A 24,770-nucleotide genomic window follows, 5' to 3' on the forward strand; every position below is an offset into this window, starting at 1 on the left:
GGCTCAATCTCGTCGAGCGCTGGTTTGCCGAGCTGACCACCAAGAAACTGCGCCGCTCCACTCACACCTCGGTGCGGCAACTCAACGCCGATATCCGTGCCTGGATCGACACCTGGAACGACAACCCCAAGCCTTACGTCTGGACTAAGACCGCCGACCAGATCCTGGCAAGCATCGCCAACTACTGCAACCGAATTAATGACTCAGGACACTAGATTTCCTGTGCCGTGTGTGTTTCCAGCACGAACGGCTACAGACACGCATTGCTCGCAGACGGGGCCGCGGGCGCTGCCACTACGTGATGTTGGCCTTCATCTCGTCGAGGTTCACCAGCACCGGCCATCCCCCGACGCTGAGCGCGTTGCCGTGGCCGGTCTGGTGGACGTCGAACACCGACTGGATCGCCGCGTAGAACCCCTGCACGTCCAGCGTCTGGTTCACCGCCCGCTTGGCCTGACGCAGCGCGAACGGCGGCATTGTGGCGATCTGCTCGGCGAGAGTTCGGGTCTCGGTATCGAGCTGATCCCGGGGCACCACGCGGTTGACCATGCCCGTGGCCGCCACCTCGTCGGCTGACATCGCCCGGCCGGTGAACAGGATCTCCTTGGCCTTGCGGGGCCCGAGTTCCCAGGTGTGCCCGTGATATTCGACGCCACCGATACCCATCAGCACCACCGGGTCGGAGAACTGAGCGTCATCGGCGGCGATGATCAGGTCACACGGCCAGCACAACAGCAGGCCGCCGGAGATGCAGCGGCCCTGGACGGCCGCGATGGACGGTTTAGGCACATTCCGCCAGCGCAGCGTGTACTCGAGGTAGCGCCTGGCCTCGTGCTGGATGATGAATTCCAGCGTGATCTTGTCCGGCACGGGACCGCCACCGCGCAGATCGTGCCCCGCCGAGAAATGCTTGCCGTTGGCCCGGAGCACGATCACCGACACGTCGCTGTCCTGGGCCGCCCGCGTCCACGCCGCGTCGAGTTCGTCGAGCAGTTCCGGGTTCTGCGCGTTGGCGGCCTCCGGCCGGTTCAGTGTGATCGTGGCGATCCGGTCGCTGACGTCGTAGTCGATGTACACGGGACTCCTCGGGGTTCGGGAGCGGAAAGAAGTCGGCCGGCCCGGTGCGCATCTGGGCCTTCTGTTATCACCAAAATGAGAATACTATTCTCATGGTGAGGAAGTTACAATCTCGGACACGTCCGCCGAGGGAGGGTCGAGGACCGCTATGGCAAGGCGTTCTCCGGTACAGTCAGTTCATGTTCTCCCCAATCGGTCTGCGTCTGAGCCTGCGGTGACCAGCCCCAGCGAAGAACCTGCTTGGAAGCAGCGTGCGGTCGAGCGTTCGATCAAGACAGCCAAACTGCGTGCGGCTCAACGCGTGCAGCGGTTTCTCGACGCTGCCCAGGCGATCATCATCGAGAAGGGCAGCACCGACTTCACGGTCCAGGAGGTCGTCGACCGCTCCCGCCAGTCACTGCGCAGCTTCTACCTGCAGTTCGACGGCAAACACGAACTTCTTCTGGCGCTCTTTGAGGACGCCCTCAGTCGCTCTGCCGACCAGATCCGCGCCGCCACCGCCGGCCACGAGGACCCGCTCGAACGACTGAAGGTCGCCATCCAGCTGTTGTTCGAATCGTCCCGGCCGGACCCGGCTGCCAAGCGTCCGCTGTTCACCGATTTCGCACCGCGGTTGCTGGTGTCACATCCCTCTGAGGTCAAGGTGGCCCACGCCCCGCTGCTGGCGTTGCTCACCGAGCTGATGGAGGAAGCCGGCGCGGCCGGACAGCTCCGCGAGGGCATCAACCCGAAGCGAATGGCCGCGATGACGATGCAGACCGTGATGTTCGTGGCGCAGTCCAGCGGAGACGTCGATGAAAACGCCGCGCACCCCATTACCGCGGACGAGGTGTGGGACTTCTGCGCCCACGGCTTCGCCGCCGTCTGAGACGAGAGTCACCCTCTTGCCGGCCTAGAGGCCGGCTCACTTTTTCGCGCAAGCACGTTTTCCTCGGCGACCCGATCTTGACGCTGCTCATTCCATGAGAGGACAGTTCTTCTCAACGGAGAGGAGTAATTGCGTGGGGCGAGTCTGCCATTGACACTCGCGTACCGGCAATGACAAAGTTGTGAGACAAATTGCAGCCCGATGTCTTACTGAGACTGATCCAGCGAGAGGGACACCGTGACGATCAGCGCCGACAACTCCGACGTGCAGGACGCCGATACCGCAGCGCAGTTGTACTACGACCCCTACAGCGTCGACCTCAACATGAACCCATACCCGGTATTCGCCCGCATCCGGGAAGAAGCGCCGCTGTATTACAACGAGAAACACGACTTCTACGCGTTGAGCCGGTTCGACGACGTCAACAAGGCGATCATCGATCACGAAACGTTCATCTCCGGACGGGGCGCGCTGCTGGAGATCATCAAGTCGGGCATGGAGATCCCGCCGGGCACATTGATTTTCGAGGATCCGCCGATCCACAACATCCACCGCAACCTGCTGTCACGGATGTTCACCCCGCGCAAGGTGCACGCGTTGGAACCGCAGATTCGCGAGTTCACCGCCCGCTGTCTCGATCCGCTGGTCGACACCGGCCGCTTCGATTTCGTCAACGATCTCGGCGAGCAGATGCCCATGCGCGTGATCGGCATGCTGCTCGGGATTCCCGAGGAAGATCAGCGCCGGGTCACCGATCACGGTGAGGCCACTTTGCAGAGCGAGCAGGTTGACCTGCTGGCCACCGGCGAAGTCTTCGCGGAGTTCATCGACTACCGGACCAAACATCCGTCTGACGACATCATGACCGACCTACTCAACGTCGAGTTCGCCGACGAGACCGGCACCGTGCGCCGGTTGACCCGCGACGAACTGCTGATGTATCTGACCGTCGTCGCCACCGCGGGGGCCGAGACCACCACCCGACTGATCGGCTGGGCCGGAAAGACATTGGCCGACTATCCCGATCAGCGTCGCGAGCTCGTCGAGAACCCGGAACTGATCCCCGCAGCGGTCGAAGAGATCCTGCGCTGGGAACCGCCGGCCTTGCAGGTGGCCCGCTACGTGGCGCGCGACACCGAGTACTACGGCCAGAAGGTGCCTGCCGGCAGCGCCATTCTGCTGCTGGTCGGGGCGGCCAACCGTGACCACCGCCGCTTCGCGCCCGACGGCGATGTCTTCGACATCCATCGAGAACTACGCTCGCACCTGACCTTCGGCGCCGGAACACATTTCTGCATGGGCAACGCCCTCGCCCGGCTGGAGGGCCGCATCGCCCTGGAGGAGATCCTCAAGCGGTTCCCGTCCTGGGAGGTTGACTGGCCAAACGCCCGTCCGTCACAGACCACGGCGGTCCGCGGCTGGGAATCCATGCCCACCTTCGTCTCTTGATTCCGAACAACCCACCACCACAAAAGGATTGAACGACATGGCAGGACGTGTAGAAGGCAAGGTCGCTTTCGTCACCGGTGCGGCGCGCGGGCAGGGACGCGCGCATGCCGTCCGGCTGGCCGAAGAGGGCGCCGACATCATCGCCGTCGACATCTGCAAGCAGATCGACAGCGTGCTGATCCCGCTGTCCTCGCCGGAGGACCTCGCGCAGACCGCCGATCTGGTCAAGAACGCCGGGGGCCGCATCCACACCGCCGAGGTCGACGTGCGTGACTTCGACGCGTTGAAGGCCGCCGTGGACGCCGGCGTGGAGGAGTTCGGCAGGCTCGACATCATCGTCGCCAACGCCGGCATCGGCAACGGCGGGCAGTTGCTGCACGACACCGGTGAGCCCGACTGGGACGACATGATCGGCGTCAACCTGTCCGGCGTCTGGAAGACCGTCAAGGCCGGCGTCCCCCACATCCTCGAAGGTGGCCGCGGCGGCTCCATCATCCTGACCAGCTCGGTCGGCGGTCTGAAGGCCTATCCGCACACCGGCCACTACGTCGCCGCCAAACACGGCGTGGTCGGCCTGATGCGCACCTTCGCCGTCGAACTCGGCGCTCAGAACATCCGCGTCAACTCCGTGCACCCGACCAACGTGAACACCCCGCTGTTCATGAATGAGCCGACGATGAAGCTGTTCCGCCCCGATCTGGAGAACCCGGGCCCTGACGACATGAAGGTCGTGGGCCAGTTGATGCACACCCTGCCCATCGGGTGGGTGGAGCCCGAAGACATCGCCAACGCGGTTCTTTTCCTGGCGTCCGACGAGGCGCGTTTCATCACCGGTGTCACACTGCCGGTCGACGGCGGCAGCTGCCTGAAGTAACCGACGCCAGTGACCGAGCCCCGAACTGCCGTCCGAGCAGGACAAGTGGCTGCGGTACCGCGCATACGTCTGCGGCTGACGCATTCGGCGAAACCACCGTGATCATGAGGCGCGAGTGGTTGCATATCCGTCCATGAGGCGGCTCAACGGCATGGACGCCATGCTGTTGTACAGCGAGACCCCCAACCTGCACACCCACACCCTCAAGGTGGCTGTGATCGACGCGTCGGGCTACGACGGTGACTACGGTTTCGACGCGTTCCGGCGCACCGTCGCCCGGCGGCTGCACCTTCTCGACCCGCTGCGGTACCGGTTGGTCGACATCCCGTGGCGGCTGCACCACCCGATGTGGCTGGAGGACTGTCCGGTCGACCTGGACTATCACCTGCGCCGCGTGCAGGTGGCCGCGCCGGGCCGGCGGCGCGAACTCGACCGTGTCATCGGAGAGATCGCCAGCACACCGCTGGACCGCAGTAAGCCGCTGTGGGAGTTCCACTTCGCCGAAGGCATGGCCGACGACCGCTTCGCACTCATCGGCAAGGTGCACCACACCCTCGCGGACGGTGTCGCATCGGCGAATCTGCTTGCCCGGCTGATGGATCTGGCCGACGACGTGCAGGACGAGCGGGACGAACCGCCCGCGTCATGCGAGCAGCCCTCCGCGCGGGAGCTGCTGCGCGCGGCACAGCTCGACCACGTCCGGAACATCGCTGGGCTTCCCGGACTGGTGGCCGACGCCGCGCGGGGGGTCAGGCGGCTGCGCCGCCGCAGCAGGCAGCGTCGGGCCGTGCCCGACCTCGCCAAGCCGTTCAACGCTCCGCCGACCTTCCTCAACCACATCGTGTCCCCGGTACGGACCTTCGCGACCGCGACGCTCTCCCTGGCCGAGGTGAAGGAGACCACGAAACACCTCGGTGTCACCTTCAACGACGTGGTGCTCGCGGTAGCGGCCGGCGGTCTACGCGAGCTGCTGCTGCGCTACGACGGTCGCGCCGACCGCCCGATCATGGCGACGGTGCCGGTGGCCACCGACAAGTCCACCGAAAGGATCACCGGCAACGAGATCGGCGGGATGATGGTGTCGATGCCCGTGCACATCGACGACCCGCTGGAGCGGGTGCGCTTGACGTCGCTGGCCACCGCGCGCGCCAAGGAGACCCACGACCTTCTCGGTCCCACGCTGCAGGGCAGAATGCTCGAATACCTGCCGCCGCCTTTGGCGCCCGCGTTGTTCCGGGCGCAGGCCAAGCGCGCCGACCACAACCGGCTGATGAACGTCGCGGTGTCCAACGTGCCCGGCCCGAGGCGGCGCGGACACATCGGCGGAGCGCCGGTGAGCGAGATCTATTCGGTCGGCGTGCTTTCCGCCGGCTCGGCGTTCAACATGACCGTGTGGAGCTACGTCGACCAACTCGACATCGCGGTGCTGTCCGACGACCGCACGTTCGACGACCCGCACGAGGCCACGGACGCTGTCGTGCACGCCTTCGACGAATTGCGCCGGGCCTGCGGTCTGCCCTCGGCGGGCACGGTCGATTCCGCCATGGCGCCGGCGACCGCCGAAGGCTGACTCAGCTCCCGCGGAGTTCGTTGCGCAGAATCTTGCCGGTGCTGCCGCGCGGCAGCTCCTCCATGATGGTGATGTCGCGGGGCACTTTGTAATTCGCCAGGTTCTCGCGGACGTGTTGCTTGAGTTCGTCGACGGTGACGCTGCAGCCCGGGGCCGGGACGACGAACGCGGACAGCCGCTGCCCGTACTGCTCGTCGTCGACGCCGAGGACGGCTGCCTCAGCCACCGCGGGGTGGGCGACGAGTGTCTTCTCGACCTCGATGGGATAGACGTTCTCGCCGCCGGAGACGATCATCTCGTCGTCCCGTCCGACCACGAACAGCCGGCCCGCCTCGTCCAGGTAACCCAAGTCTCCCGAAGCCATGAAGCCGTCGTGGAAGTCCTTGTTGGCGCCGGAGGTGTAACCGTCGAACAATGTGGAGCTGCGGACGAAGATCTGCCCGACCTCCCCCGTCGGCACCTCGCGGTGGTCTGCGCCGAGGATCCGGAGCTGCGTGCCGTCGGCCGGCCGGCCCGCGGTGTCCGGCGCGGCACGCAGGTCGGCGGGCGTCGCGGTGGCGATCATGCCGGCTTCGGTGGCGTTGTAGTTGTTGTAGATGACGTCACCGAACTGGTCCATGAAGGCGGTCACGACGTCGGGGCGCATCCGTGAACCAGAAGCGGTGGCGAACCGTAACGTCCTGCCGCTATAGCGATTTCGCACGTCATCGGGGAGTTCCATGATCCGATCGAACATCACCGGGACCACCGCCAGACCGGTGGCGCGGTGGCGGTCGATCAACTCCAGCGTCGCCTCGGGATCGAACTTGCGGCGGGTGACGATGGGGCAGGCAAGCAGCGCGGCGAACAGCAGTTGCGAGAACCCCCAGGCGTGGAACATCGGCGCGGCGACCACGATCGGTTCCTCGGCGCGCCACGGGGTCCGGTCTAGTACGGCCTTGAGGTCACCGGCGCCCCCACTGCCGGCAGAACGCTTGGTGCCCTTGGGGGTCCCGGTCGTGCCGGAGGTCAGCAGAATGACGTCGCTCTTACGCTCGGCCGGTTTCGGGCGCAGGCCCAGGTGCGCGTCGATCAGGGCTTGCAGCGTGAAGGGACGTGACCCATCTCCCGTCGCTACGCTCGCCCCTGATCTATTTCCCGTCGCTACGCTCGCCCCTGATCCGTCGTCGACCCAGCCCAGGATCCGCTGCGCCTGCGGCCGGTTTCGCAGCGCACGGTCCACCGTCTCGGTGAACTCCTGGTCGTAGATGACGACGTCGGCGCCCTCCCGGTCGATGACCTCGGCCATCGCCGGGCCGGCGAAAGACGTGTTCAGCAGCAGCACGTCCGCGCCGATGCGGTTCGCCCCGACAAGCGCCTCGACGAAACCGCGGTGGTTGCGGCACATCACCGCGACGGTCCGCGGCGCATGCTGTTGCAGTGCGACACCGAGCGCGTCGCAGCGGTCGTCGAGCTCCTTCCACGTCAATGTGCCGAGTTCGTCGATGATTCCGGGGCGGTCCGGGCACCGCTGCGCGGCCGCGGCGAACCCAACCGTCGCGGTCAGCCCCGCGCGGCGCATCGCCAGACCCATCCGCAGATACCGGTCGGGGCGCATCAGCGCGATGAGCCGTGCGCGCCAGAGTGTGGCAAGGAGGCCCAGCTGATCGGCCATCGTCACCCCAGCACCGGGAAGCGGCGTTTGCGGGCGAGTTCATCGAGTGCAGCCTGCATCACCGACCGGATGTGCCGGTCAACCTCGTCGATGTCGGGATCGTCTCCGAACTCGGCGGTGATGTCGACGGGGTCGAGCACCCGGGTCACGATCTTCGACGGCAGCGGCAGGTTGGGCGGGAAGATCACCGACAGCCCGAACGGGAACCCCACACTCACGGGCAGGATCTCCATCCGGGCGCGGGTCAGGCCGATCCGGCGGGCGATCGAATCGCCCCGGGCGAGGAACATCTGCGTCTCCTGGGCCCCGATCGACACCACGGGAACGATCGGCACACCGGCTTCCAGCGCGGTGCGCACGTATCCGGTGCGGCCGGCGAAATCGACCACGTTCGCCGTCATGGTCGGCCGGTACGAGTCGTAGTCACCGCCGGGGAACACCAGAACCACCGCGCCGGAACGCAACGCGGCCGCCGCGTTCTCACGGCTGGCTTCGATAACCCCCGCCTTGCGCAGCAGGTCGCCGAGCGGGCCCATGAACACGCCGTAATGGGCAAGCGTGTACAACGGTCGATCGAAGCCGAAGTGTTCGTAGAACGCGGGCGCGAAGACCATCACGTCCGGTGTCAGCATGCCGCCGGAGTGGTTCGACACCACCAGCGCGCCGCCCTCGGAGGGCACCGATCCGATGCCGTGGACCTCCGCGCGGAAGTAACGCCTGATCACCGGCCCCACCCAATTGGCGATTTGCCGGGTGAATCCGGGGTCCCACTTGGCCGTCTCGGCGCGCGCGTCGGACATGGTGGCGAATATGATACTCTCCGATAACGAGAATGTCATATCCGCAGCTAGGAGGCTATTTTATGTCGGGTGCCGTCCTCGTCACCGGCGGCTTCGGCCTCGTCGGGTCCGCAACGGTGCAGCGTCTGGTGGAGCTGGGCCGCCGCGTCGTCGTCGCCGACCTCGGCACCCCGGCCAACCGCGCCGCCGCCGAACACCTTCCCGCCGGGGTGTCGGTTCGGTGGACCGACCTGACCGATGCCGACCAGACCGCCCGACTGGTCGCCGAGGTCGCGCCCGAGGTGATCATCCACCTCGCGGCCATCATCCCGCCGGGGATCTACAAGAATCGGGCGCTGGCGCGCCGCGTGAACGTGGACGCGACGGCCACACTGGTGCGCGTCGCTGAGGCCCAACCCACTCCCCCGCGTTTCGTACAGGCGTCCAGCAATGCCGTCTACGGCGCGCGCAACCCATTCATGTCGGAGGGTCCCGTCACCGCGGATACGCCGATGAAGCACTCCGACCTGTACAGCGCGCACAAGGCCGAAGCGGAGACGATCGTGCGCTCCTCGTCACTGGAGTGGGTGGTGTTGCGCCTCGGCGGTGTGCTCAGCGTCGACCCCAAGGCGATTCCGTTCAGTGCCGATGCACTGTATTTCGAGAGCGTGCTGCCTGCTGACGGCCGGTTGCACAGCGTCGATGTCCGGGATGTGGCATGGGCTTTCGCCGCCGCGACGACGGCCGAGGTGGCACGCGAGATCCTGCTGATCGCCGGGGACGACTCACACCGCGTGCTGCAGGGCGAGGTGGGTCGCGCCCTTGCCGAGTCGCGCGGCCTCAAGGGCGGGCTGGTGCCGGGACGTAAGGGGAACCCCAACAGTGACGAGGACTGGTTCGTCACCGACTGGATGGACACCACCCGCGCCCAGGAGGCGCTGCAGTTCCAGCACCATTCCTGGCAGGACATGCTCGACGAGGCGCACCGGCGCGCCGGCGCGTCACGGTATGCGCTGCGGGTCGCGGCGCCGCTCATCAGGGCGATCCTCAAGCGGCGCTCGGCCTACTGGAGGCAACCCGGTCAGTACGCCGACCCCTGGGGCGCGATCAAGCGCAAGATCGGTGACCCGTCGCCTGATTCGTAGTCGGCCCGGTCCGGCTTAGGCCGGTCCGAGCGTCGGCGCGTCAGTGCCCGGACCGAAGTACCAGCCGCCCGCCGCCTGCGTACCGCCGTCCACATGGATGGTCTGGCCGGTGATGTAGGCAGCCATATTCGAGGCGAGAAACACTGCCGCCGAGGCTATTTCGTCGACATTACCGGCACGCCGCATCGGCACCATCGCGGCCAGCGACTCGGACAGATCTCCGAATGCGAGGTTCTGGAGGCCCTCGGTAACCGTGAGATCCGGGGCCAGCGCGTTGACGCGGATACGGTGCGGCGCCAACTCGAAGGACGCGGTCTTGGTGTAGTTGACAACCCCCGCCTTGGCCGCCGCATACGCGGCGTAGCCGGGCGCGGCCCGACTGCCCTCGATCGAGGTGATGTTGATGACGCTTCCCGGCTGTCCGGCAGCGACCAGTCCGCGCGCGACCCGTTGCGTGCACAGCAGCACGTGACGAAGGTTGCTGCGGTACAACGCGTCCCACCCGTTCTCCGAGGTCTCCAGCAGCGGGGAGTTGAACGTCCCGCCCGCGTTGTTGACCAGGATCGACACCGTGCCCAGTTCACGCTCGGTGCGTTCCAGCGCCGCATCGACGGCCCCGCCGTCCCGGACGTCGGTGGGCAGCCCCAGCGCCCCGATGGATGCCGCCGCCGCGGCACAGGTGTCGGGATCGCGTTCCCAGATCGCCACCGAGGCGCCGAAAGCAGCCAGTCCCTGCGCGATTCCCTTTCCGATCCCGGCGCCGCCACCGGTGACGACCGCGACCCTGCCTGTGAGCAGGATGTCCGACGGAGCGATGGCCATGAGCGATGAGACTAGCGTGCCGGCGCGGTGCCGATGATCCCGTCGGCTTCCAGCGCGGCGATCTCGTCCTCGGTGAGCCCGAGCTCTCGCAGCACATGATGGTTGTGCTCACCGAGCAGCGGCGCCGGTGTGGTGTGCACCCGGTCCGGGCCGCGCGAGCTGCGGAACGGCAACGTGCTGTGCGGGGTCGGCGGGTTGACGGGATGTTCGACCTGCTCGAAGAAGCCGCGGGCGGTCAGCTGCGGGATCTGGTTCTGGCGGTGCGGCTGAAGCACTTTGGCCACGGGCACTCCGTGATCCCACAGCGCGGCGACGATCTCGTCACCGCCGCGCTCGACACACCACGCAGACAGGTGCCGGTCGATCAGATCGTGACGGGCGTGCCGTCCCGCGGCACCGGCCAGCTCCCGGGTGTCCGCCCAGGCCGGGCTTCCCAGCGCGTCGCACAGCCCGGACCATTGGGCGTCGGTGGCGACGGCGATCGCGACCCAGCTGTCCCGGCGGCCGAACTCGTCGACCTCGTTGGTCAGGTACAGGTTCTGCGGCGCCGCGGTCGGTCCGCGGTTGCCGGCCCGTTGCAGCAGCGCGCCGTATGCGGAGAACTCGATCACCTGCTCGGCGGCCACGTTGAGCGCCGCGTCGACCATCGCGGCCTCGACCATCGACCCCTCGCCGGTGCGGCGGCGATGCTCGAGCGCCAGCAGGATCGCGTTCAGCGCATGCACACCGGCGTTCGGATCGCCCACCGAATACGGCTCGAAGGGGTTGAGGTCCGGATAGCCGGTAAGCCAGCTGATACCGGCCGCCGCCTCGATGACGTACGCGAACGCCGGGTTGTCCCGCCACGGCCCGTCCAGTCCGAACCCGGGCATGCGGACCATGATCACATCGGGCTTGACCTCCCTGACCGCGTCGTAAGTGAGCCCCATGCTCTCCAGTACGCGCGGGGTGAAGTTCTCGACGACGATGTCAGCGGTCGCGGCCAACTTCTTGAGCAGATCTCTACCGGCGTCGCTCTGCAGGTTCAGCGTGATGCCCCGCTTGTTGGTGTTCAGCCCTGAGAAGATCGGCGACCGCTCCCACCACTGGTGTTCGGTGACCGGGATTCCCGCGATCAGACGGGTCCCGTCGGGGTGCCGCGTGGACTCGACGTGGATCACGTCGGCGCCCAGCATCGCCAGCATATGGGTGCAGCTCGGCCCGGCCCAGAAGGTCGTCATGTCGACGACCCGCACACCCTCGAACGGCCGCCCCTCTCCTCGCGAAACCGCCACCACGGTAGCGCCGGCCGCTCGCGCACTACCGTGGTGGCGGTCTCGCGAGCGGTAGTGCTCGGTGTGCTCGCCCAGGCGCGGGCCCGGTTCCGGGTGCCGCAGCATCGGCGGGGTCATGCGGTACGGGGGCGCGGGCTGGGTGAAACCGTCACGCGGATTGACGACGAACGAGCCTCGTTCGACGAAGTGGTCCAGCGATTCGACGTTGGCGCCGTTGGCGACCGGCGCGTTCGGGATGCGGAACGCCGTGGCCAGATCCCGGATCTCGTCGACGGTCTGATCGGCGACCCACGCGTAGAGCTCCTCGGCCTTCTCGTTGGCCTGCTGGGTGATCGACAACGGGGAGTCCTCGTCGATCCACTCGACGTGCCCGGTCATCGCGCACAGGTCGAACCACTGCTGGGCCGTGCCGCAGCCGATGTCGACCAGGCCGTCCTTGGCGCGGGCGATGCCCGGCACCGTCAGTCGCCGCGCATCCCGCCACGGCCGGCCCAGCATCTCGTGGTAGCTCACCGGGTAGTAGGTGAGCCCGAGGATCGAGGTCTCCAGCATGGACAGGTCGACCAGCTCTCCGCCGCCGCGCATGCGCGACGCCAGGGTGGCCGCACTGGCATACGCACCGGCCAGGTACTCGCCCACTTGACCGCCGACGTATACCGGCGCCCGGTCCGGAGTGCCCCGGCCCAGGCCGACGATGCCTCCGGACCACGCCTGCAGCGTGAACTCGGTGGCCGGCCGCCCACTCCACGGCCCCCGCAGCCCGAACGGGGTGATCGCAGTGACGGTCGCATGCGGATGACGGTCCCGGATCACGTCCGGGGCGAAGTCGGCCTCCGCCGCAACCCCGGGGCCCGGCGACCAGATGACGGCGTCCGCGCCCGCCAGCAGCGCGTCGACGAAGTCGCTGTCCCCGCCCGGTTCTGCGACGACCGAGCGCTTCGAGCACGCCAGGAACGAGAACAGGGCCCCGTCGGTGCCCTCGAGGATCTCGGCGCCGGACGCCGACCAGTAGCGCAGCGGATCACCCTGCGGCGGCTCCACTTTGACGACCTCGGCGCCGCCGTCGGCGAGCAGCTTCGTGCAGTACGCACCGGCGATCCCACTGGACAGGTCGACGACGATGTAGCCGGAGAGCGGAGGTTCGGGCCCCGAGTCGGACACTGCGTGCCTAGTCCTTCTTGGCCCGGTTGCGTTTGCTCAACCGGAATTCCGGCGGGAACTTGCTGTCGTTGTCGTTGACCGCGGCCGACAAGCCGGAATCGACCGACTCGAACATGTCGAGATCGTCGTCGCTGTCGTTGGCGACGCCGTTGCCCATCGACTCGAAGAACGCGCTGAGCAGGCTGCCCATGTACTCGCCCTGCTGCTGCTTGAAGATCTCGAAGAACATCTTCTGCTGGAACACGGTGTCCACCGGACGGTTCCGCGCACACGCCAGGGCGTACTTCTGTGTCTCGGTCTCCAGCTGGTCGCGGGCGACCACCTTGTTCAAGAAGTTGCAGTCGTACATCTCGGCGGCGGTGAAGGGCCGGCCGGTGAACACCATCTCCTGAAACTTGCGCAACCCCATCATCTGCACCCAGGTCCACATCCGCGGACCCCAGCCGTGATAACGGAACGACGGGTGCCCGAACAAAGCGTCGTCGGACGAGATCACCAGATCAGCGTCGGCGCACTGGTAGAAGTGCCAGCCGTAACAATAGCCCTTGGCCTCGACGATGCTGATCTTCTTGAAGTCCTGCAGCGCACGGTTCCCCGCTTGCGAGTTGGCGTACCAGGCACTGATGGTCGCCCCGTTGCGGAACGTGCCCTTCGGGGGATAGGTCACCTCGCCCACACCGTCATCCTCAAGCCGCAGTTCCGCCAGCCGCGCCGCCGGATTGTCGTTACCCTCCATGAACTCGGGAAGGTCGGCGCCGCTGCCGAGGTTGTCCCCCACGCCGCGGATGACCACCACCTTCACGTCGTTGTCGGCGTTGGCCGCCCGCAGCACATCGGCATACCGCAACCGGGCCAGTGACGTCGGAGCGTTGAGGAACTCCGGACGGTTGAACGTGATCGTCGCGATCTTGGTCTTCGGGTCCTTCTCGTAGAGGATGATCTCCTCGGGCGACGGCCGCTCACCCATGGACGGCCTCACCGTAAGCCGGTGCGGTCGAAAGTACTTCGGTGCCACCGGCGCTGATCAGCACCGCGTCGCGGGTGAACACCGCGCCCACCCCGTGTTCCCACACGTACGCGGTGAGCGCGAGCACCATACCCTCCTCCAGAATGTCGGCATCCGCGGTCGCCCGCAGCGTCGGTGACACCACCGGCGGGTCGAAACCCAGTCCGAGGCCGTGTGCCACCGGCATCGCCGGCAGCCGCTCACCGGCCTGCTGGTAGGCATCCAGCAAGCCGCTCGTGCTCATGCCGGGCCGACATACCCCGATCAGCTTGTCCCACAGATCGTCCCGGCGCCGGTACAGCGCGCGCACGGCATCGGTCGGCTCACCGACATACATCGTGCGGGCCACCTCGGCGACATACCCGTCGGCCAACACCCCCGCGGACAACGCCACCAGGTCGCCGTCCCGTACCACGCCGTCACCGTCGGCTCGCCGCCACGGATGCTCCTTCGATGTCACCCAGGCGGCGTCCTGGGTCGCCGGGGTGCTCACCCCACCGGCGGCCTCGGCCTCCAGCACGGCGCCGGCGAGTGCGCCCTCGGTGACGCCCGGCCCAAGTGCGGCGACGCCCGCGGCCAGCCCTTTCTCGGCGATTACCAGGGCTCGACGCAACGCGTGCACTTCCTCGGGCGTTTTGATCCGACGGGCCGCCTGCATGGCCTGCTCGGCGTCGACCAGCTCCGCGTTGGGGAACGCCATCGGCAGCAGCTTGGCGAACGTCGGTGTCAGAGCATCGGTTCCAACCCGTCGCACGGTGTCGGCGCCCTTGATGTTCTTCAGTATCCCGACCAAGGTCATCGGGTTCCAGGCGAAGCCGTACAGGTTCTCGTGGGGGATCTCCTCGGGGATGCCCTCGTCCCAGGTGCTGTTGAGGTGGATCTCACCGGTGGCTCGTACGAACTCGCAGATCGGCCCGAACGGGCGGGTGCCCACCACCCACAGCTGCGGGGCTCCGGAGATGTAGCGGACGTTGGCCTGCCGGCCCAGCACCAGCATGTCGAGGTCGTGGGCCTCCATCTGTGCGAGGGCACGCTCCCGGCGGCTGTATCGCAATGCGCGGCCGTCGGCCTCGATCTCAATTCCCACGGGACACCTCGTACGGGTCGTAGGGATACGCGGTCAGCGGCATCCAGCCACCCTCGGTGACCACCACGATCTCCTCACCGCGATAGCCGCCGGTGCCGTCCTCCCAGACCACCGGCTCGAACACCAACAGCATTCCGTCCGGGAAGATGAAGTTGTCATCCCATTCCTGACCGAGATCCGTGCCGATCATCGGCATTTCGGCCGCGCTGGTGCCGATGCCGTGCCCCAGGTAGAAGTGGGGCAGCCACGGCTTCTGCCCGCCGGCGGCCGCGGTCGCCGCGCGCCCGAGGTCACCGCAGGTCGCCCCAGCCTTGGTCACCGCCAACACTGCGTCGACGATCTCGCTCCACTTGTCGAACTGCTTCTGCTGAATCGGCGTCGGATCCTGACCGACGATCCAGGTGCGACCGTGGTCGGAGCAGTAGCCGTGGTAGGCGATCGACACGTCGGTCCACAGCACGTCGCCCTGCTGGAGCTCACGCTCGGTCGTCAGCAGAGGCAGGGCGAGATCACCGGTGGTGGTCCAGGTGCTCTCGGCCTTGCACGTCGGCATCGCCTGCCAGATCGAGTCGAACATGTTGGTGGTGGCGCCGAGTTCGAAAGTGCGGCGCACGAATTCGGCCGACAGGTCGATCTGGCGCGCACCGGGTGCCAGCGACTTCTGTATCTCGGCGACGGCCTGTTCGGTGATCTGGCAAGCGCGCCGGATGCACGCGATCTGGTCGATGGTCTTGACGATCTTCGCCGCCCCGATCACCGGCGCGGCGTCGACGGGTGCGCTCGGGAACAGCGCTGTGCCCGCCCGCCGCATCGCCCCGGTCAGCTCGTCGGTCGCGACGGCGGCACCGGCCGGGATCAGCCGGGCCAGGATCTTCGCGAATTCGCCGACCCCTTCGTCGAACTCGAGGTAGACGGGCCCGTGCAGGTGGTCGTCGGGCAGACCCGACTCCATGGCTGCGCCCTCGCGGAAGGGCAGGAACAGATGCGGGTACTCGTCATCGGCTAGGACCACCGCCACCGGCCGTTCGACATGCGACAGTCCCGCATCGGCCAGGGGCCAGCTGATACCGGTGGCGTACATGACGTTCCCGTTGCCGAGCAGCACCAGAGCGTCCACGTTCTGCTCGGCCATCGAGGCGTGCAGCCGCGCACCGACCTCGCTACGCATCCGCGTGAAATCGGGTTCGGTGGGGATGTCCAGCCACGTGTACCCGGTCCGGGCGATCTGGGTGACGCCGGAGTGGGTGGACGTCGTCACGACAACCCCAGGAACTTCTGCACGTTCGTGGACACGATCTTGACCGCTGCCTCCGGACCCACCGCCTCGACGACGGTAGCCAACGACTTCTCCGAGTAGCCGAACGTGCTCTCGTTGTGCGGGTAGTCGCTCGACCACATCGCGTTGTCGACACCGATGCGGTCGATCAGCGCCAGCCCCAGTGGGTCGACCATGAACGACGCGCTCATGTGGTTGGCCCAGTAGTGGTGCACGTCGTGCTGCAGTTCGTGGTTGAACATGTGCCGGTAGGACGCGAACATGTGCTCGGCGTCCTGCAGTGCGGTCGGCACCCACGCGATGCCGCCCTCGAACCAGCCGATCTTCAGGCTCGGGTGCCGGTCCAGAATTCCGGAGAACACGTACTTGGCGAACTGCTCACGGAACGAGTCGACGTTGACCATCATGCCGACCACCACACTGTTGTTCTGGCACGGCGTCTTCGGCGGCGTCTCGCCGATGTGGTGGCTGACCGGCAGCCCGGCTGCCTCGATCTCGTCCCACACGGCGTCCATGTCGGTGCTGCCGTAGTCGTAGATGTTGCCGTCGTCATCCTTACCGGGATTCAGCGGCAGCAGGAACGTCCGCAGTCCCAGCGCCTTCAGCTCCTCGAGGGTGCTGCGGGTGCCTTTGGGGTCCCACCAGTTGATCAGGCCGACACCGTAAAAGTGCCCGTCGGAGCGCTCCTGCAGATCGGCGATGTGTTCGTTGTAGATCCGGAACACCCGCTCGCGCAGACCCTTGTCCGGGTAGTGGAACAGCGCCAGCACCGCGTTCGGGAACGCCAGTTCCTTGTCGATGCCGTCTTCCTTGAGTTCCCGGATGCGCGCCTCGATGTTGTTCGACGCGGCGCCGGCGAGATCGTCGTACTGCATGAGCACTCGGCCGAAGTCGCCGCCGGTCCAGGCCTTGCCCTTCATCCCGACCATGTAGGCGCCGTCCTCGTACCAGATCCGCGGCGCGGCGCCCTTGAGCTCCTCCGGGAAGCGCTCGTAGAAGATGTCGTCGGCCACCGAGATGTGATTGTCGGCGGAGAAGATCTCGGTGCCTTCAGGCAGCCCGACGACCGTGCCGGTCGAGTGGCCGTGCCGGTGCTTGGGAGCGCCGAATCCTTCGGGGGGATAGAGGGTCGGGGCGGACATTGGGATCTCCAATCGGGCTGTGCTAGAGGGCTTTACCAGGTGACCGGTAGTTCGTAGACGCCGTAGGCGAGCCGGTCATGCTTGAACGGCACCTCCTCCAACGGGATCGCCAGCTTCATCGTCGGGATCCGGCGCAGCAGCGTGTGGAACACGATCTGTAGCTCGGCGCGGGCCAGCTGCTGTCCTACGCACTGGTGCCGGCCGTAGCCGAAGCCGAGTTGCTGGTTCGCATCGCGGGTCAGGTCGAGCGTGTCCGGCTCGGGGTAGGCCCGCTCGTCCCAGTTGGCCGGCGCCAGATCCAGGATGATGCCCTCCCCCGCCCGGATGGTCTCCCCGGCGATCTCGATGTCTTCCGTGGCCACCCGGCGTTGGCCGTTCTGAATGATCGACAGGTAGCGCATCAGCTCTTCGACGGCGTTGGCGATGAATTTCGGGTCGTCGGAATCACGAAGAAGCGCAGCTTGTTTCGGGTTCTCCAACAGCGCGCAGATCCCGATCCCGATCATATTGGCGGTGGTCTCGTGGCCGGCGATGAGCAGACCGGTGCCCAGTTGCGCGGCCTCCTTGACGCTGATCTCGCCGGCGGTGACGCGCTCGGCGAGGTCGGAGACCGCGTCCTCGGCGGGGTTGGCCTGCTTCTCCTCAACGAGGTTGATCAGGTACTGGTGCAGGCTCATCGCACCCTTCTGCATGGCGTCCGCGGCCGCGTAGCGGGCGAGCCCGGCATTGGCGTGCTCCTGAAAGAACTCGTGGTCCTCGTAGGGCACGCCGAGCATGTCGCTGATGACCCGGGTGGGCACCGGGAGCGCGAGCTTGGCGACCATGTCGGCCGGCTGCGGGCCGGCCAGGATCTCGTCGATGCATTCGTTGGTGACGTCCTGAATCACCGGGCGCAGCGCCTCGACCCGCCGGAAAGTGAACGGCTTGGACAGCATCCGGCGGAACCGGGTGTGCTCCTCGGCATCCGAGGTGAACACCGAGCGCGGCCGCTTGTACACCGTGGACAACATGTGCTCGTTCCAGTGCGGGAAGCCCTCCCGCCTGTCGTCCACGCTGACCCTGGAGTCGGCGAACAGCGTGCGCGCCACCTCATGGCCGGTGATCAGCCACGGCGTGGCGCCGTTCCAGATCCGCACGCGGGACAGCGGTTTGGCCTTGTTCATCTCGAGCATCTGCGGCGGCGGCGCGAACGGGCAGCCCGCGGCGCGCTCCATCGGATACTCCGGCACCGCCACCGCTTCCTGCGCAAGCGTCTCTGTCATTTCACTCCTCGATGTGGATGGCCAGGGCGGGGCATGCGGCCGCGGCCTTTCGGGTCTCCTCGGCGTGCTCGGGTCCGGGCTCGGGGATCAGCAGTTCGACCACGCCGTCGTCGTCGCGTTGGTCGAACACGACACCGGCATTGAGCACACACTGGCCCGACGAGACGCACCTGTCCTGGTCGACCGTGACCCTCATGTCAAGACAGCTCCGTGACCGGGGCGTGCCACAGCCCGATGATCGCGTCGATCAGCCCGGTGGCCGCGGCCTGCCAGGTGGGCCGCGCGACGGGCGACCCCTGCGCGAGGAGCCGCTCACGGTCGGCACAGCTGTGCATCAATAGGTTGCGGCCCATGATGTTTCGTTCCACTCGGACGTCGACGGGCAGATCGGGCAGACAGCCGTTGATCCCGTCGAGTACCCGGACCAGCGACGGTGACGACAGCGCGTCCTTGACGATCATGTTGTGGTATGCCGGGTCGGTCATCACCTGCGCGGCGAACCGGGCGTACCAGGTCGGATTGCCCAGTTCGGCAAGGTGATCCGTCAACGGGCAGACAAGCGCGGCCACCCAGTCGCGCATGTCGGTCGAATCCCCGATCTCGGCGACCCGGCGCTCACGCAGCTCCTCGATCGGGCCCCGGTGCTTGTGCTCGATGGCACGCACCAGGTCCGCCTTGGTGCCGAAGTGGTAGCCGACTGCGGCGTTGTTGCCCTGGCCGGCGGCTTCGCTGACCTGCCGGTTGGACACCGCGAACACCCCGTGTTCGGCGTAGAGCCGCTCGGCCGCCTTCAGGATCGCCTCTTGGGTGCTGCTTGCACGGTCGGCCCGCACGGTCCTCGCAGTCGTCACGCTCTCAGTGAACCCGGTCACACCTGCTAAGTCAAGCGACTGATTTAAAGCAATCACCCTGCGGTCTGCCCGGTTGCCGGCTTGCGGACGATCACCTTGCCCGCGACGGTGCCGCCGTCGACCGGCAACACGGTGCCGGTGACGTACCGAGACCGGTCCGTGGCCAGGTACAGTGCGGCCTCGGCGACGTCCTCGGCGCTGCCCTCCCGCTTGAGCGGGCGGTCGTCTCGCATCTGCTGCCGGATTCTGGCCTCGAAGCGTTCCAGCCGTTCCCGGTCCTCGTCAGTGGCCGACGAGGCGAGAATCGGCGTCGGTATGTTGCCGGGCGCCAGGCAGTTCACCCGCACCTCGTAATGCGCGAGCTCGATCGCGGCGCATTTGGTGAAGTGGATGATCGCCGCCTTGGAGGCGCGGTAGGTCGAGACGCCGCCACCGGCCTGGATACCGCCGATCGAGCCGAGGTTGACGATGGATCCGCCGCCTCGGTCGGCCATGTGCCGCGCGGCGTCCCGGGTGCCGGCCATGACGCCGAGCAGGTTCACCCGCATGACCCGGTCGAACTCCTCGAAGTCCTCGTGGAACAGGCCTTTGCGCAGCGGACTGGAGATTCCCGCGTTGTTCACCATCACGTTCAGCCCGCCGAAGGTCTCGACCGCCGCTGCCACGAGCTCGCCGACCTGGGTCTGATCGCCGACATCGGTATGCCGGTACACGGTCTTGGCACCGCGTGAATTCAGCTCGGCGGCAAGCTGTTCCCCGAGATCGTCGCGGACGTCGGCGATCACCACGCCGGCCCCTTCGGCGGCGAACCGTTCGGCGATGCCCCGGCCGATCCCCGATGCGCCGCCGGTGACCACGGCGACCTTGCCCACGAGTTCGTTCATCTGTGCTCCTCCAAGAAGTCCAGCAACAGCTGGTTGACAGCGGCGGGCCGCTCGATCTGCGGGCAGTGTCCGGCGCCGTCGACGACGGCCGAGCGCCCCTCGGTAATCTGCCCGGCGATCTCGGCCGCCCAACCCCGGGGCAGCAGTTTGTCGTCGCCCCCTTCGATCACCAGGGCCGGTACGGCGATGCGGCCGTAGGCGCGCGCACTGCTCGGGGCCGGCGGAGGTTCCAGGCCCGGGCGGCGGAACCGCGCCGCGGCCAATGACTCCCACGCGCCGGGGGCGATGCTCGATTCGTAGCGGCGCCGCACGTATGCCTCGTCGGCGGGGTAGGCAGGATCGGCGAACAACGCGGTCACGATGCGGCGCATGCCCTCGACGGAGGCGTCGTAGTCGTAGAGCGCGCTGACGTGCTCGTTGCGCTGGATCTCGCCACCACCGCAGATCGCGACCAGACTGCGCGCCGGCAGCACCGGTGCGTCCGAGGTGGCGTCGACGAGCAGGTTGATCGCGCCCATCGAATTGCCGACGAAGTGGGCGGCCTGCACACCCATCACGTCGCAGAAGCGCGCGATGTGCCGGATGCGCATGCCCCGGCCGTCGGTGAAGTCGACGACCTTGGCGGAGTCTCCGAAGCCGAGCATGTCCGGGGCCAGCACCCGGTACCGCCCGGCCAGCGCGTCGATGGTGTGCTCCCAGCCGACGGCCGCGCAGGCGCCGAATTCCCCGCCGTGCAGCAGGACGACCGGATCCCCTTGTCCCGCTTCGAGGTAACTTGTGCGCAGGCCGTCGATGAGAACAGTCTTCGATCGGAACGCCATGGTGCTAGGTGACCAATGTCCGGCTGGTCTGCGCGAACGCCAGCACCTGGCTCGCCAGCAGCTCGAGCTGATTGGCCACGGCCCTGCCCTGCTCGGTGTCGGCGAGCTCGCCCGACGGATCCCAGATCGGGTCGGCGGAGTTGATCGCCACACCCAGCGGGGTCGGCCATGCCCGCAGCGCGTGCCCGATGCTGCGCAGCTGGGTGAGCGTGCCCACCGCGGCCTGCCACCCGTAGGCGCAACTGATGCAGCCCCACGGGGTGTTGTCGAGGTAGACGCGGGGGTCCTCCCGCAGATCCTCGATGTAGTCGAGAGCGTTCTTGACCAGCCCGGAGATCGCCCCGTGGTATCCGGGCGAGCCCACCACTACGGCGTCGGCGTCCCGAAGGGTCTTGACCAGTTCGAGGGCTTTGGGTGTGCGCTCCAGCTCGTGCGGAGCGTACATCGGCAGGTCGAGGTCCTCCGCACTGAACAGCCGGGTGCGTCCACCCTGCTGCTCCACCGACGTCAGGCAGTAGCGCAGAGCCCGTTCGGTCGACGAGTTGGCCCGCAGTGTGCCGCCGAGACCCACGATGAACGGTTGATTGATACTGGTCACTTCCCCACTCACTTGATCGCGATCGGACTGACAGGTGCCCCGACGGCGCCGACCACCTTCAGTGGCGGTGCGACGAGCTGGAATTCGTAGCTGCCGTCGGCGGCGCAGTCGGCGGCGATCGGACCGAGGTCCCAGTACTCGCCGAGCATGAGGCCCATGTCGCGCAGGCACAGCATGTGCATCGGCAGGAACGTTCCCGTCACGCCGTTGGCGGGGTCGGGGTCCTCGACCATCAAATTGTCGGCGGCCACAGCTGCCACCTCGCGTTCGTGCAGCCAGGCCGCGCAGGTCCAGTGCAGTCCCGAGCCGGCTTCCCCACCATCCCCGGTCTGGAGGAAGCGCGTCCACCACCCGGTGTGCACCACCACGATGTCGCCAGAGCGGATCTCGACCTGCTGGCGGGCGACGATCTCGTCGAGTTCGTCGGGGGTAATCGGGGTCCCTGGCTCGCAGAACGTGTCCGCGCCGCGATGCGCGACGACGTCGAGGAGTACCCCGCGGGAGGCGATGCCCTTCCTGTCGACTTTCTCGATCCCGAGGTGGAAGGCGCCGAAGCTGGTCACCGAGTCAGCCGGAAATCCGTTGTAGAGCTTGTCCTCGTAGTACACGTGTGACATCGCGTCCCACTGCGTGGCGGCCTGCAGCGGCATCACGATGATGTCGTCGTTGAACCGGAACGGGTTGTCGGCGAAGAACGCGCTCATGTCGGCGGCCACCGCGTTGCGCAGCCATTGCGGCCCGTACTCGACGAGCGTGGAGGCGTCACCCCCGTCGACGGTCATCACGTGAACGGGGTTCTGTCGGAACTTGAACGCGCCCTGAGGTCCCCCGGAGCTGAAGTCGCCACCGAGGGAGATCACCTTGCCCTGCGTGACCAGGCCTGCGGCTTCGGCGACCTTCTCGGCAGTGATGAAGTTGAGGGTACCGAGTTCGTCGTCGTCGCCCCACCGTCCCCAGTTGCGGACCTCGTCGGCCATCCTGCGGAAGTCGCTCATGGTGCCGGTCATCGGGAACTCCCTTGTGCGGACTGCGGATCGGTCATCTGGGCGGTGATGCGCTGGGCGAGGATGCCGCCGTCGGTCCACACCACCTGTCCGGTGAGGTAACCGGCGGCCCGGCTGCCGAGGAACACCAGTGTCGCCGCCTGCTCCTCGGGCGTCGACACCCGCCCCAGCGGGGCGGTGAACGAATCGAGGTATTGCTGACCGTAGGCCGATCGCAATTGATCCAGTATCGGGGTTTCGGTGACCCCCGGTGCGGTGCAGTTGATCCTGATGCCGCGGACGCCGAGATCGACGGCCCGCTGCATCCCGTAGAGGATGATCGCCTCCTTGGATTGGCGGTACCCGCCGTCGGCGAGCGCGTCGGGATGCTCGGCGCACCACCGCAGGCCGTCTTCCACCGATGTGGTGGCGAGAAGACCCGCGGTGGTGGCGGCGTGGTCGAGGTAGCCAGAAGCGGCCAGCGAGGACACGTTGGTGATCGACGCCCCGGCCGGCATCCGATCCACCAGCGCTTCGGTGAACTGGCGCATACCGAGAAAGTTGATCCGCATCACCAGCAGCGGATCCCCGATCCCCGACGACACCCCGGCGACGTTGAACACCGCGTCGACGCCGTCACCCACCGCCGCCGTGGCGGCGTCGACGGAGTCCGGGTCGGCCAGATCGACCGGGATGAAGTCCCCCAGGGCAGACCGGTTTTCCGGCGCACGCAGGTCCAGGCCGGTGACCCGCGCGCCGAGCGAAGCGAGCTGATGCGCCACCTGTGCTCCGATCCCGGAGGCGCATCCGGTTACTACCGCGTGCCTGCCGTCGAAGCGCACCAGCTCGTCAAGCGGGGTCACGATCAGCTCGCAGCTTCCTTCGCGGCCTTGGCGTCCTTCTCGGCCTGTGCAGCCTTGACGCGGCCCTCGTTGATCTCGGCCATCGCCTCGGGAATCTCCCCGGCGGTGAACTTGCCGCCGCGGCCGGTGGGCAGACCGCCGAACGCGTAGGTTTCGTCGAACAGCGGTGCGTCCCAGTGCTGCCGGCGCGCCTCGACCTTCTCGATCACCGGCGCCAAACGCTTGGCTTTGTCCTGCACCGCTTTCGCGTCGCGCTCGATGAACTCGGGCAGGATCTCTTTGCCCATGATCTCGATGGACTCCATCGTGCCCTCGTGGCTGCGCGGGTTGAGCAGCAGGATGATCTCGTCGACGCCGCTGGCCTCGTAACCACGCAGGAATTCGCGGACGGTGTCGGGTGATCCGATCGCGCCGCGGCCCGGCCCGTAGGCCAGCGTGGGATCGTCCTTGACCGCCTTTTCGTAGAGCTCCCACACCCCGGTGCGCCCAGGGGTGTGCATGCCCGTCAGGTAGTAGTGCATGATCCCGAACGAGAAGAACCCGCCGCCGATGCCGAGCCGCTTGAGCGCCTCCTCGTCGGTCTTGGCCACCATCATCGACAGGTCGCCGCCGATCGCGAGCAGGTTGGGATTGATCGCCGGGGTGATCGGCGTGCCCTTCTCCTCGAACTCCTTGTAGTAGCCGTCCACCCGGTCTTTGAGCGCCTCGGGTCCGGTGTAGGCGAAACTCAGTGCACCGATGGCTTTCTGGGCGGCCATCTGCACCGACGACGGCCGTGTGCACGCCACCCAGACGGGCGGGTGCGGCTGCTGCAGCGGCTTCGGGATCACGTTGCGAGCCGGCATTTCGACGTGCTCGCCCTTGAAGCCGGTGAACGGCGCCTCGGTCATACACCGGATCGAGACCTCAAGTGCCTCTTCCCACATCGTGCGCTTGTCGGCCGGGTCGATGTTGAAGCCGCCGAGCTCGGCGACCGACGACCCCTCACCGGTGCCGAACTCCACCCGGCCGTTGGACAGGTGGTCGAGCGTGGCCACCCGTTCGGCGATGCGGGCCGGATGGTTGATGGGCGGCGGCAGGTGCATGACGCCGAAGCCGAGTCGGATGTTCTTGGTGCGCTGGCTCGCCGCGGCCAGGAACATCTCCGGCGCGGTGGAGTGGCAGTACTCCTCCAGGAAGTGGTGCTCGGTGAGCCACACCGTGGAGAAGCCGGCCTTGTCGGCGAGCTCCACCTCGTCGAGACCGTGCTGGATGAGCTGGTGCTCGTCGTCGTCAGACCACGGCCGGGGCAACGGGAACTCGTAGAACAAGGAAATCTTCACTG

General features: G+C 67.0%; 23 protein-coding genes and 1 pseudogene. 6 read left to right on the plus strand and 18 right to left on the minus strand.

From position 1 onward, the window contains the following. Positions 1-215 (plus strand): annotated as a pseudogene (locus ACXMYJ_RS10140) (IS630 family transposase); the annotation flags it as partial. Between the two features lie 79 nt (positions 216-294). On the opposite strand, the gene ACXMYJ_RS10145 reads toward ACXMYJ_RS10140, so the two are convergent. Further along, positions 295-1,077, minus strand: coding sequence for an enoyl-CoA hydratase (locus ACXMYJ_RS10145; protein WP_443188533.1), 783 nt, complete (start codon positions 1,075-1,077; stop codon positions 295-297). A 148-nt stretch (positions 1,078-1,225) separates the two neighbouring features. Here ACXMYJ_RS10145 and ACXMYJ_RS10150 point away from each other — a divergent pair, with 148 nt between their 5' ends. The 4 genes from ACXMYJ_RS10150 (at position 1,226) to ACXMYJ_RS10165 (ending at position 5,838) form a co-directional block, all read left to right on the plus strand. Then, positions 1,226-1,945, plus strand: a complete 720-nt coding sequence (locus tag ACXMYJ_RS10150; RefSeq protein WP_260754518.1) for a TetR/AcrR family transcriptional regulator — start codon at positions 1,226-1,228, stop codon at positions 1,943-1,945. A gap of 237 nt (positions 1,946-2,182) precedes the next feature. After that, entirely contained in the window at positions 2,183-3,394 is a 1,212-nt protein-coding gene (locus tag ACXMYJ_RS10155; RefSeq protein WP_260754519.1) for a cytochrome P450, read from the plus strand. 37 nt (positions 3,395-3,431) lie between these two features. After that, positions 3,432-4,268 (plus strand): mycofactocin-coupled SDR family oxidoreductase, encoded by an 837-nt coding sequence (locus ACXMYJ_RS10160; RefSeq protein ID WP_443188531.1) that lies wholly within the window; start codon positions 3,432-3,434, stop codon positions 4,266-4,268. A gap of 133 nt (positions 4,269-4,401) precedes the next feature. Further along, entirely contained in the window at positions 4,402-5,838 is a 1,437-nt protein-coding gene (locus tag ACXMYJ_RS10165; protein WP_460355861.1) for a WS/DGAT/MGAT family O-acyltransferase, read from the plus strand. A gap of 1 nt (position 5,839) precedes the next feature. Here the strand turns inward: ACXMYJ_RS10165 and fadD12 are convergent, their stop codons facing one another. After that, entirely contained in the window at positions 5,840-7,492 is a 1,653-nt protein-coding gene (gene fadD12 / locus ACXMYJ_RS10170) for an acyl-CoA ligase FadD12 (RefSeq protein ID WP_460355863.1), read from the minus strand. A gap of 2 nt (positions 7,493-7,494) precedes the next feature. After that, positions 7,495-8,331, minus strand: a complete 837-nt coding sequence (locus ACXMYJ_RS10175; RefSeq protein WP_443188528.1) for a lysophospholipid acyltransferase family protein — start codon at positions 8,329-8,331, stop codon at positions 7,495-7,497. Positions 8,332-8,354: 23 nt separating this feature from the next. Between ACXMYJ_RS10175 and ACXMYJ_RS10180 the strand changes: the two genes are divergently transcribed. Beyond that, a complete protein-coding gene (locus ACXMYJ_RS10180) occupies positions 8,355-9,416 on the plus strand; it encodes an NAD-dependent epimerase/dehydratase family protein (protein WP_460355866.1) in 1,062 nt (353 codons plus the stop codon). Between the two features lie 15 nt (positions 9,417-9,431). On the opposite strand, the gene ACXMYJ_RS10185 is transcribed toward ACXMYJ_RS10180, so the two are convergent. Genes ACXMYJ_RS10185 through ACXMYJ_RS10255 form a run of 15 tightly spaced genes read right to left on the minus strand, consistent with a single transcriptional unit; the run spans position 9,432 to position 24,768 of the window. Then, positions 9,432-10,238 (minus strand): SDR family NAD(P)-dependent oxidoreductase, encoded by an 807-nt coding sequence (locus tag ACXMYJ_RS10185; protein WP_460355869.1) that lies wholly within the window; start codon positions 10,236-10,238, stop codon positions 9,432-9,434. Between the two features lie 11 nt (positions 10,239-10,249). Then, entirely contained in the window at positions 10,250-12,673 is a 2,424-nt protein-coding gene (locus ACXMYJ_RS10190) for a CaiB/BaiF CoA transferase family protein (protein WP_460355871.1), read from the minus strand. 7 nt (positions 12,674-12,680) lie between these two features. Continuing rightward, a complete protein-coding gene (locus ACXMYJ_RS10195; RefSeq protein ID WP_460355874.1) occupies positions 12,681-13,640 on the minus strand; it encodes an enoyl-CoA hydratase/isomerase family protein in 960 nt (319 codons plus the stop codon). Next, entirely contained in the window at positions 13,633-14,766 is a 1,134-nt protein-coding gene (locus ACXMYJ_RS10200) for a M24 family metallopeptidase (RefSeq protein ID WP_460355877.1), read from the minus strand. Before ACXMYJ_RS10200 ends, ACXMYJ_RS10195 begins: the two co-directional genes overlap by 8 nt. Further along, positions 14,756-16,024, minus strand: a complete 1,269-nt coding sequence (locus ACXMYJ_RS10205) for a M24 family metallopeptidase (RefSeq protein WP_443188524.1) — start codon at positions 16,022-16,024, stop codon at positions 14,756-14,758. The genes ACXMYJ_RS10200 and ACXMYJ_RS10205 overlap by 11 nt, the downstream gene beginning before the upstream one ends. Further along, complete coding sequence (locus ACXMYJ_RS10210; RefSeq protein WP_260754531.1) at positions 16,021-17,184, minus strand: amidohydrolase family protein; 1,164 nt, start codon at positions 17,182-17,184, stop codon at positions 16,021-16,023. Before ACXMYJ_RS10210 ends, ACXMYJ_RS10205 begins: the two co-directional genes overlap by 4 nt. A 32-nt stretch (positions 17,185-17,216) precedes the next feature. Continuing rightward, complete coding sequence (locus ACXMYJ_RS10215; RefSeq protein ID WP_260754532.1) at positions 17,217-18,446, minus strand: cytochrome P450; 1,230 nt, start codon at positions 18,444-18,446, stop codon at positions 17,217-17,219. A gap of 1 nt (position 18,447) precedes the next feature. Continuing rightward, positions 18,448-18,642 carry a ferredoxin gene (locus ACXMYJ_RS10220; RefSeq protein WP_260754534.1) on the minus strand — a complete coding sequence of 65 codons (195 nt, stop codon included), beginning with the start codon at positions 18,640-18,642 and terminating at the stop codon, positions 18,448-18,450. Between the two features lies 1 nt (position 18,643). Then, positions 18,644-19,351, minus strand: a complete 708-nt coding sequence (locus tag ACXMYJ_RS10225) for a TetR/AcrR family transcriptional regulator (protein WP_396885548.1) — start codon at positions 19,349-19,351, stop codon at positions 18,644-18,646. Then, on the minus strand, positions 19,351-20,181 hold the full coding sequence (locus tag ACXMYJ_RS10230; protein WP_260754536.1) for an SDR family NAD(P)-dependent oxidoreductase: 831 nt from the start codon (positions 20,179-20,181) through the stop codon (positions 19,351-19,353). Before ACXMYJ_RS10230 ends, ACXMYJ_RS10225 begins: the two co-directional genes overlap by 1 nt. Further along, positions 20,178-21,002: an alpha/beta fold hydrolase gene (locus ACXMYJ_RS10235; RefSeq protein WP_443188523.1), complete on the minus strand. Its 825-nt coding sequence runs from the start codon at positions 21,000-21,002 to the stop codon at positions 20,178-20,180. The genes ACXMYJ_RS10230 and ACXMYJ_RS10235 overlap by 4 nt, the downstream gene beginning before the upstream one ends. Positions 21,003-21,006: 4 nt before the next feature. Further along, on the minus strand, positions 21,007-21,600 hold the full coding sequence (locus ACXMYJ_RS10240; RefSeq protein WP_260754538.1) for an NADPH-dependent FMN reductase: 594 nt from the start codon (positions 21,598-21,600) through the stop codon (positions 21,007-21,009). Between the two features lie 8 nt (positions 21,601-21,608). Beyond that, positions 21,609-22,607, minus strand: a complete 999-nt coding sequence (locus ACXMYJ_RS10245) for a cyclase family protein (RefSeq protein WP_260754540.1) — start codon at positions 22,605-22,607, stop codon at positions 21,609-21,611. Beyond that, a complete protein-coding gene (locus ACXMYJ_RS10250; RefSeq protein ID WP_443188522.1) occupies positions 22,604-23,446 on the minus strand; it encodes a coniferyl-alcohol dehydrogenase in 843 nt (280 codons plus the stop codon). The genes ACXMYJ_RS10245 and ACXMYJ_RS10250 overlap by 4 nt, the downstream gene beginning before the upstream one ends. Before the next feature lie 2 nt (positions 23,447-23,448). Then, positions 23,449-24,768 (minus strand): LLM class flavin-dependent oxidoreductase, encoded by a 1,320-nt coding sequence (locus tag ACXMYJ_RS10255; RefSeq protein ID WP_443188521.1) that lies wholly within the window; start codon positions 24,766-24,768, stop codon positions 23,449-23,451. Positions 24,769-24,770 lie beyond the last annotated feature (2 nt).

This window comes from Mycobacterium sp. ZZG (genome assembly GCF_054786995.1).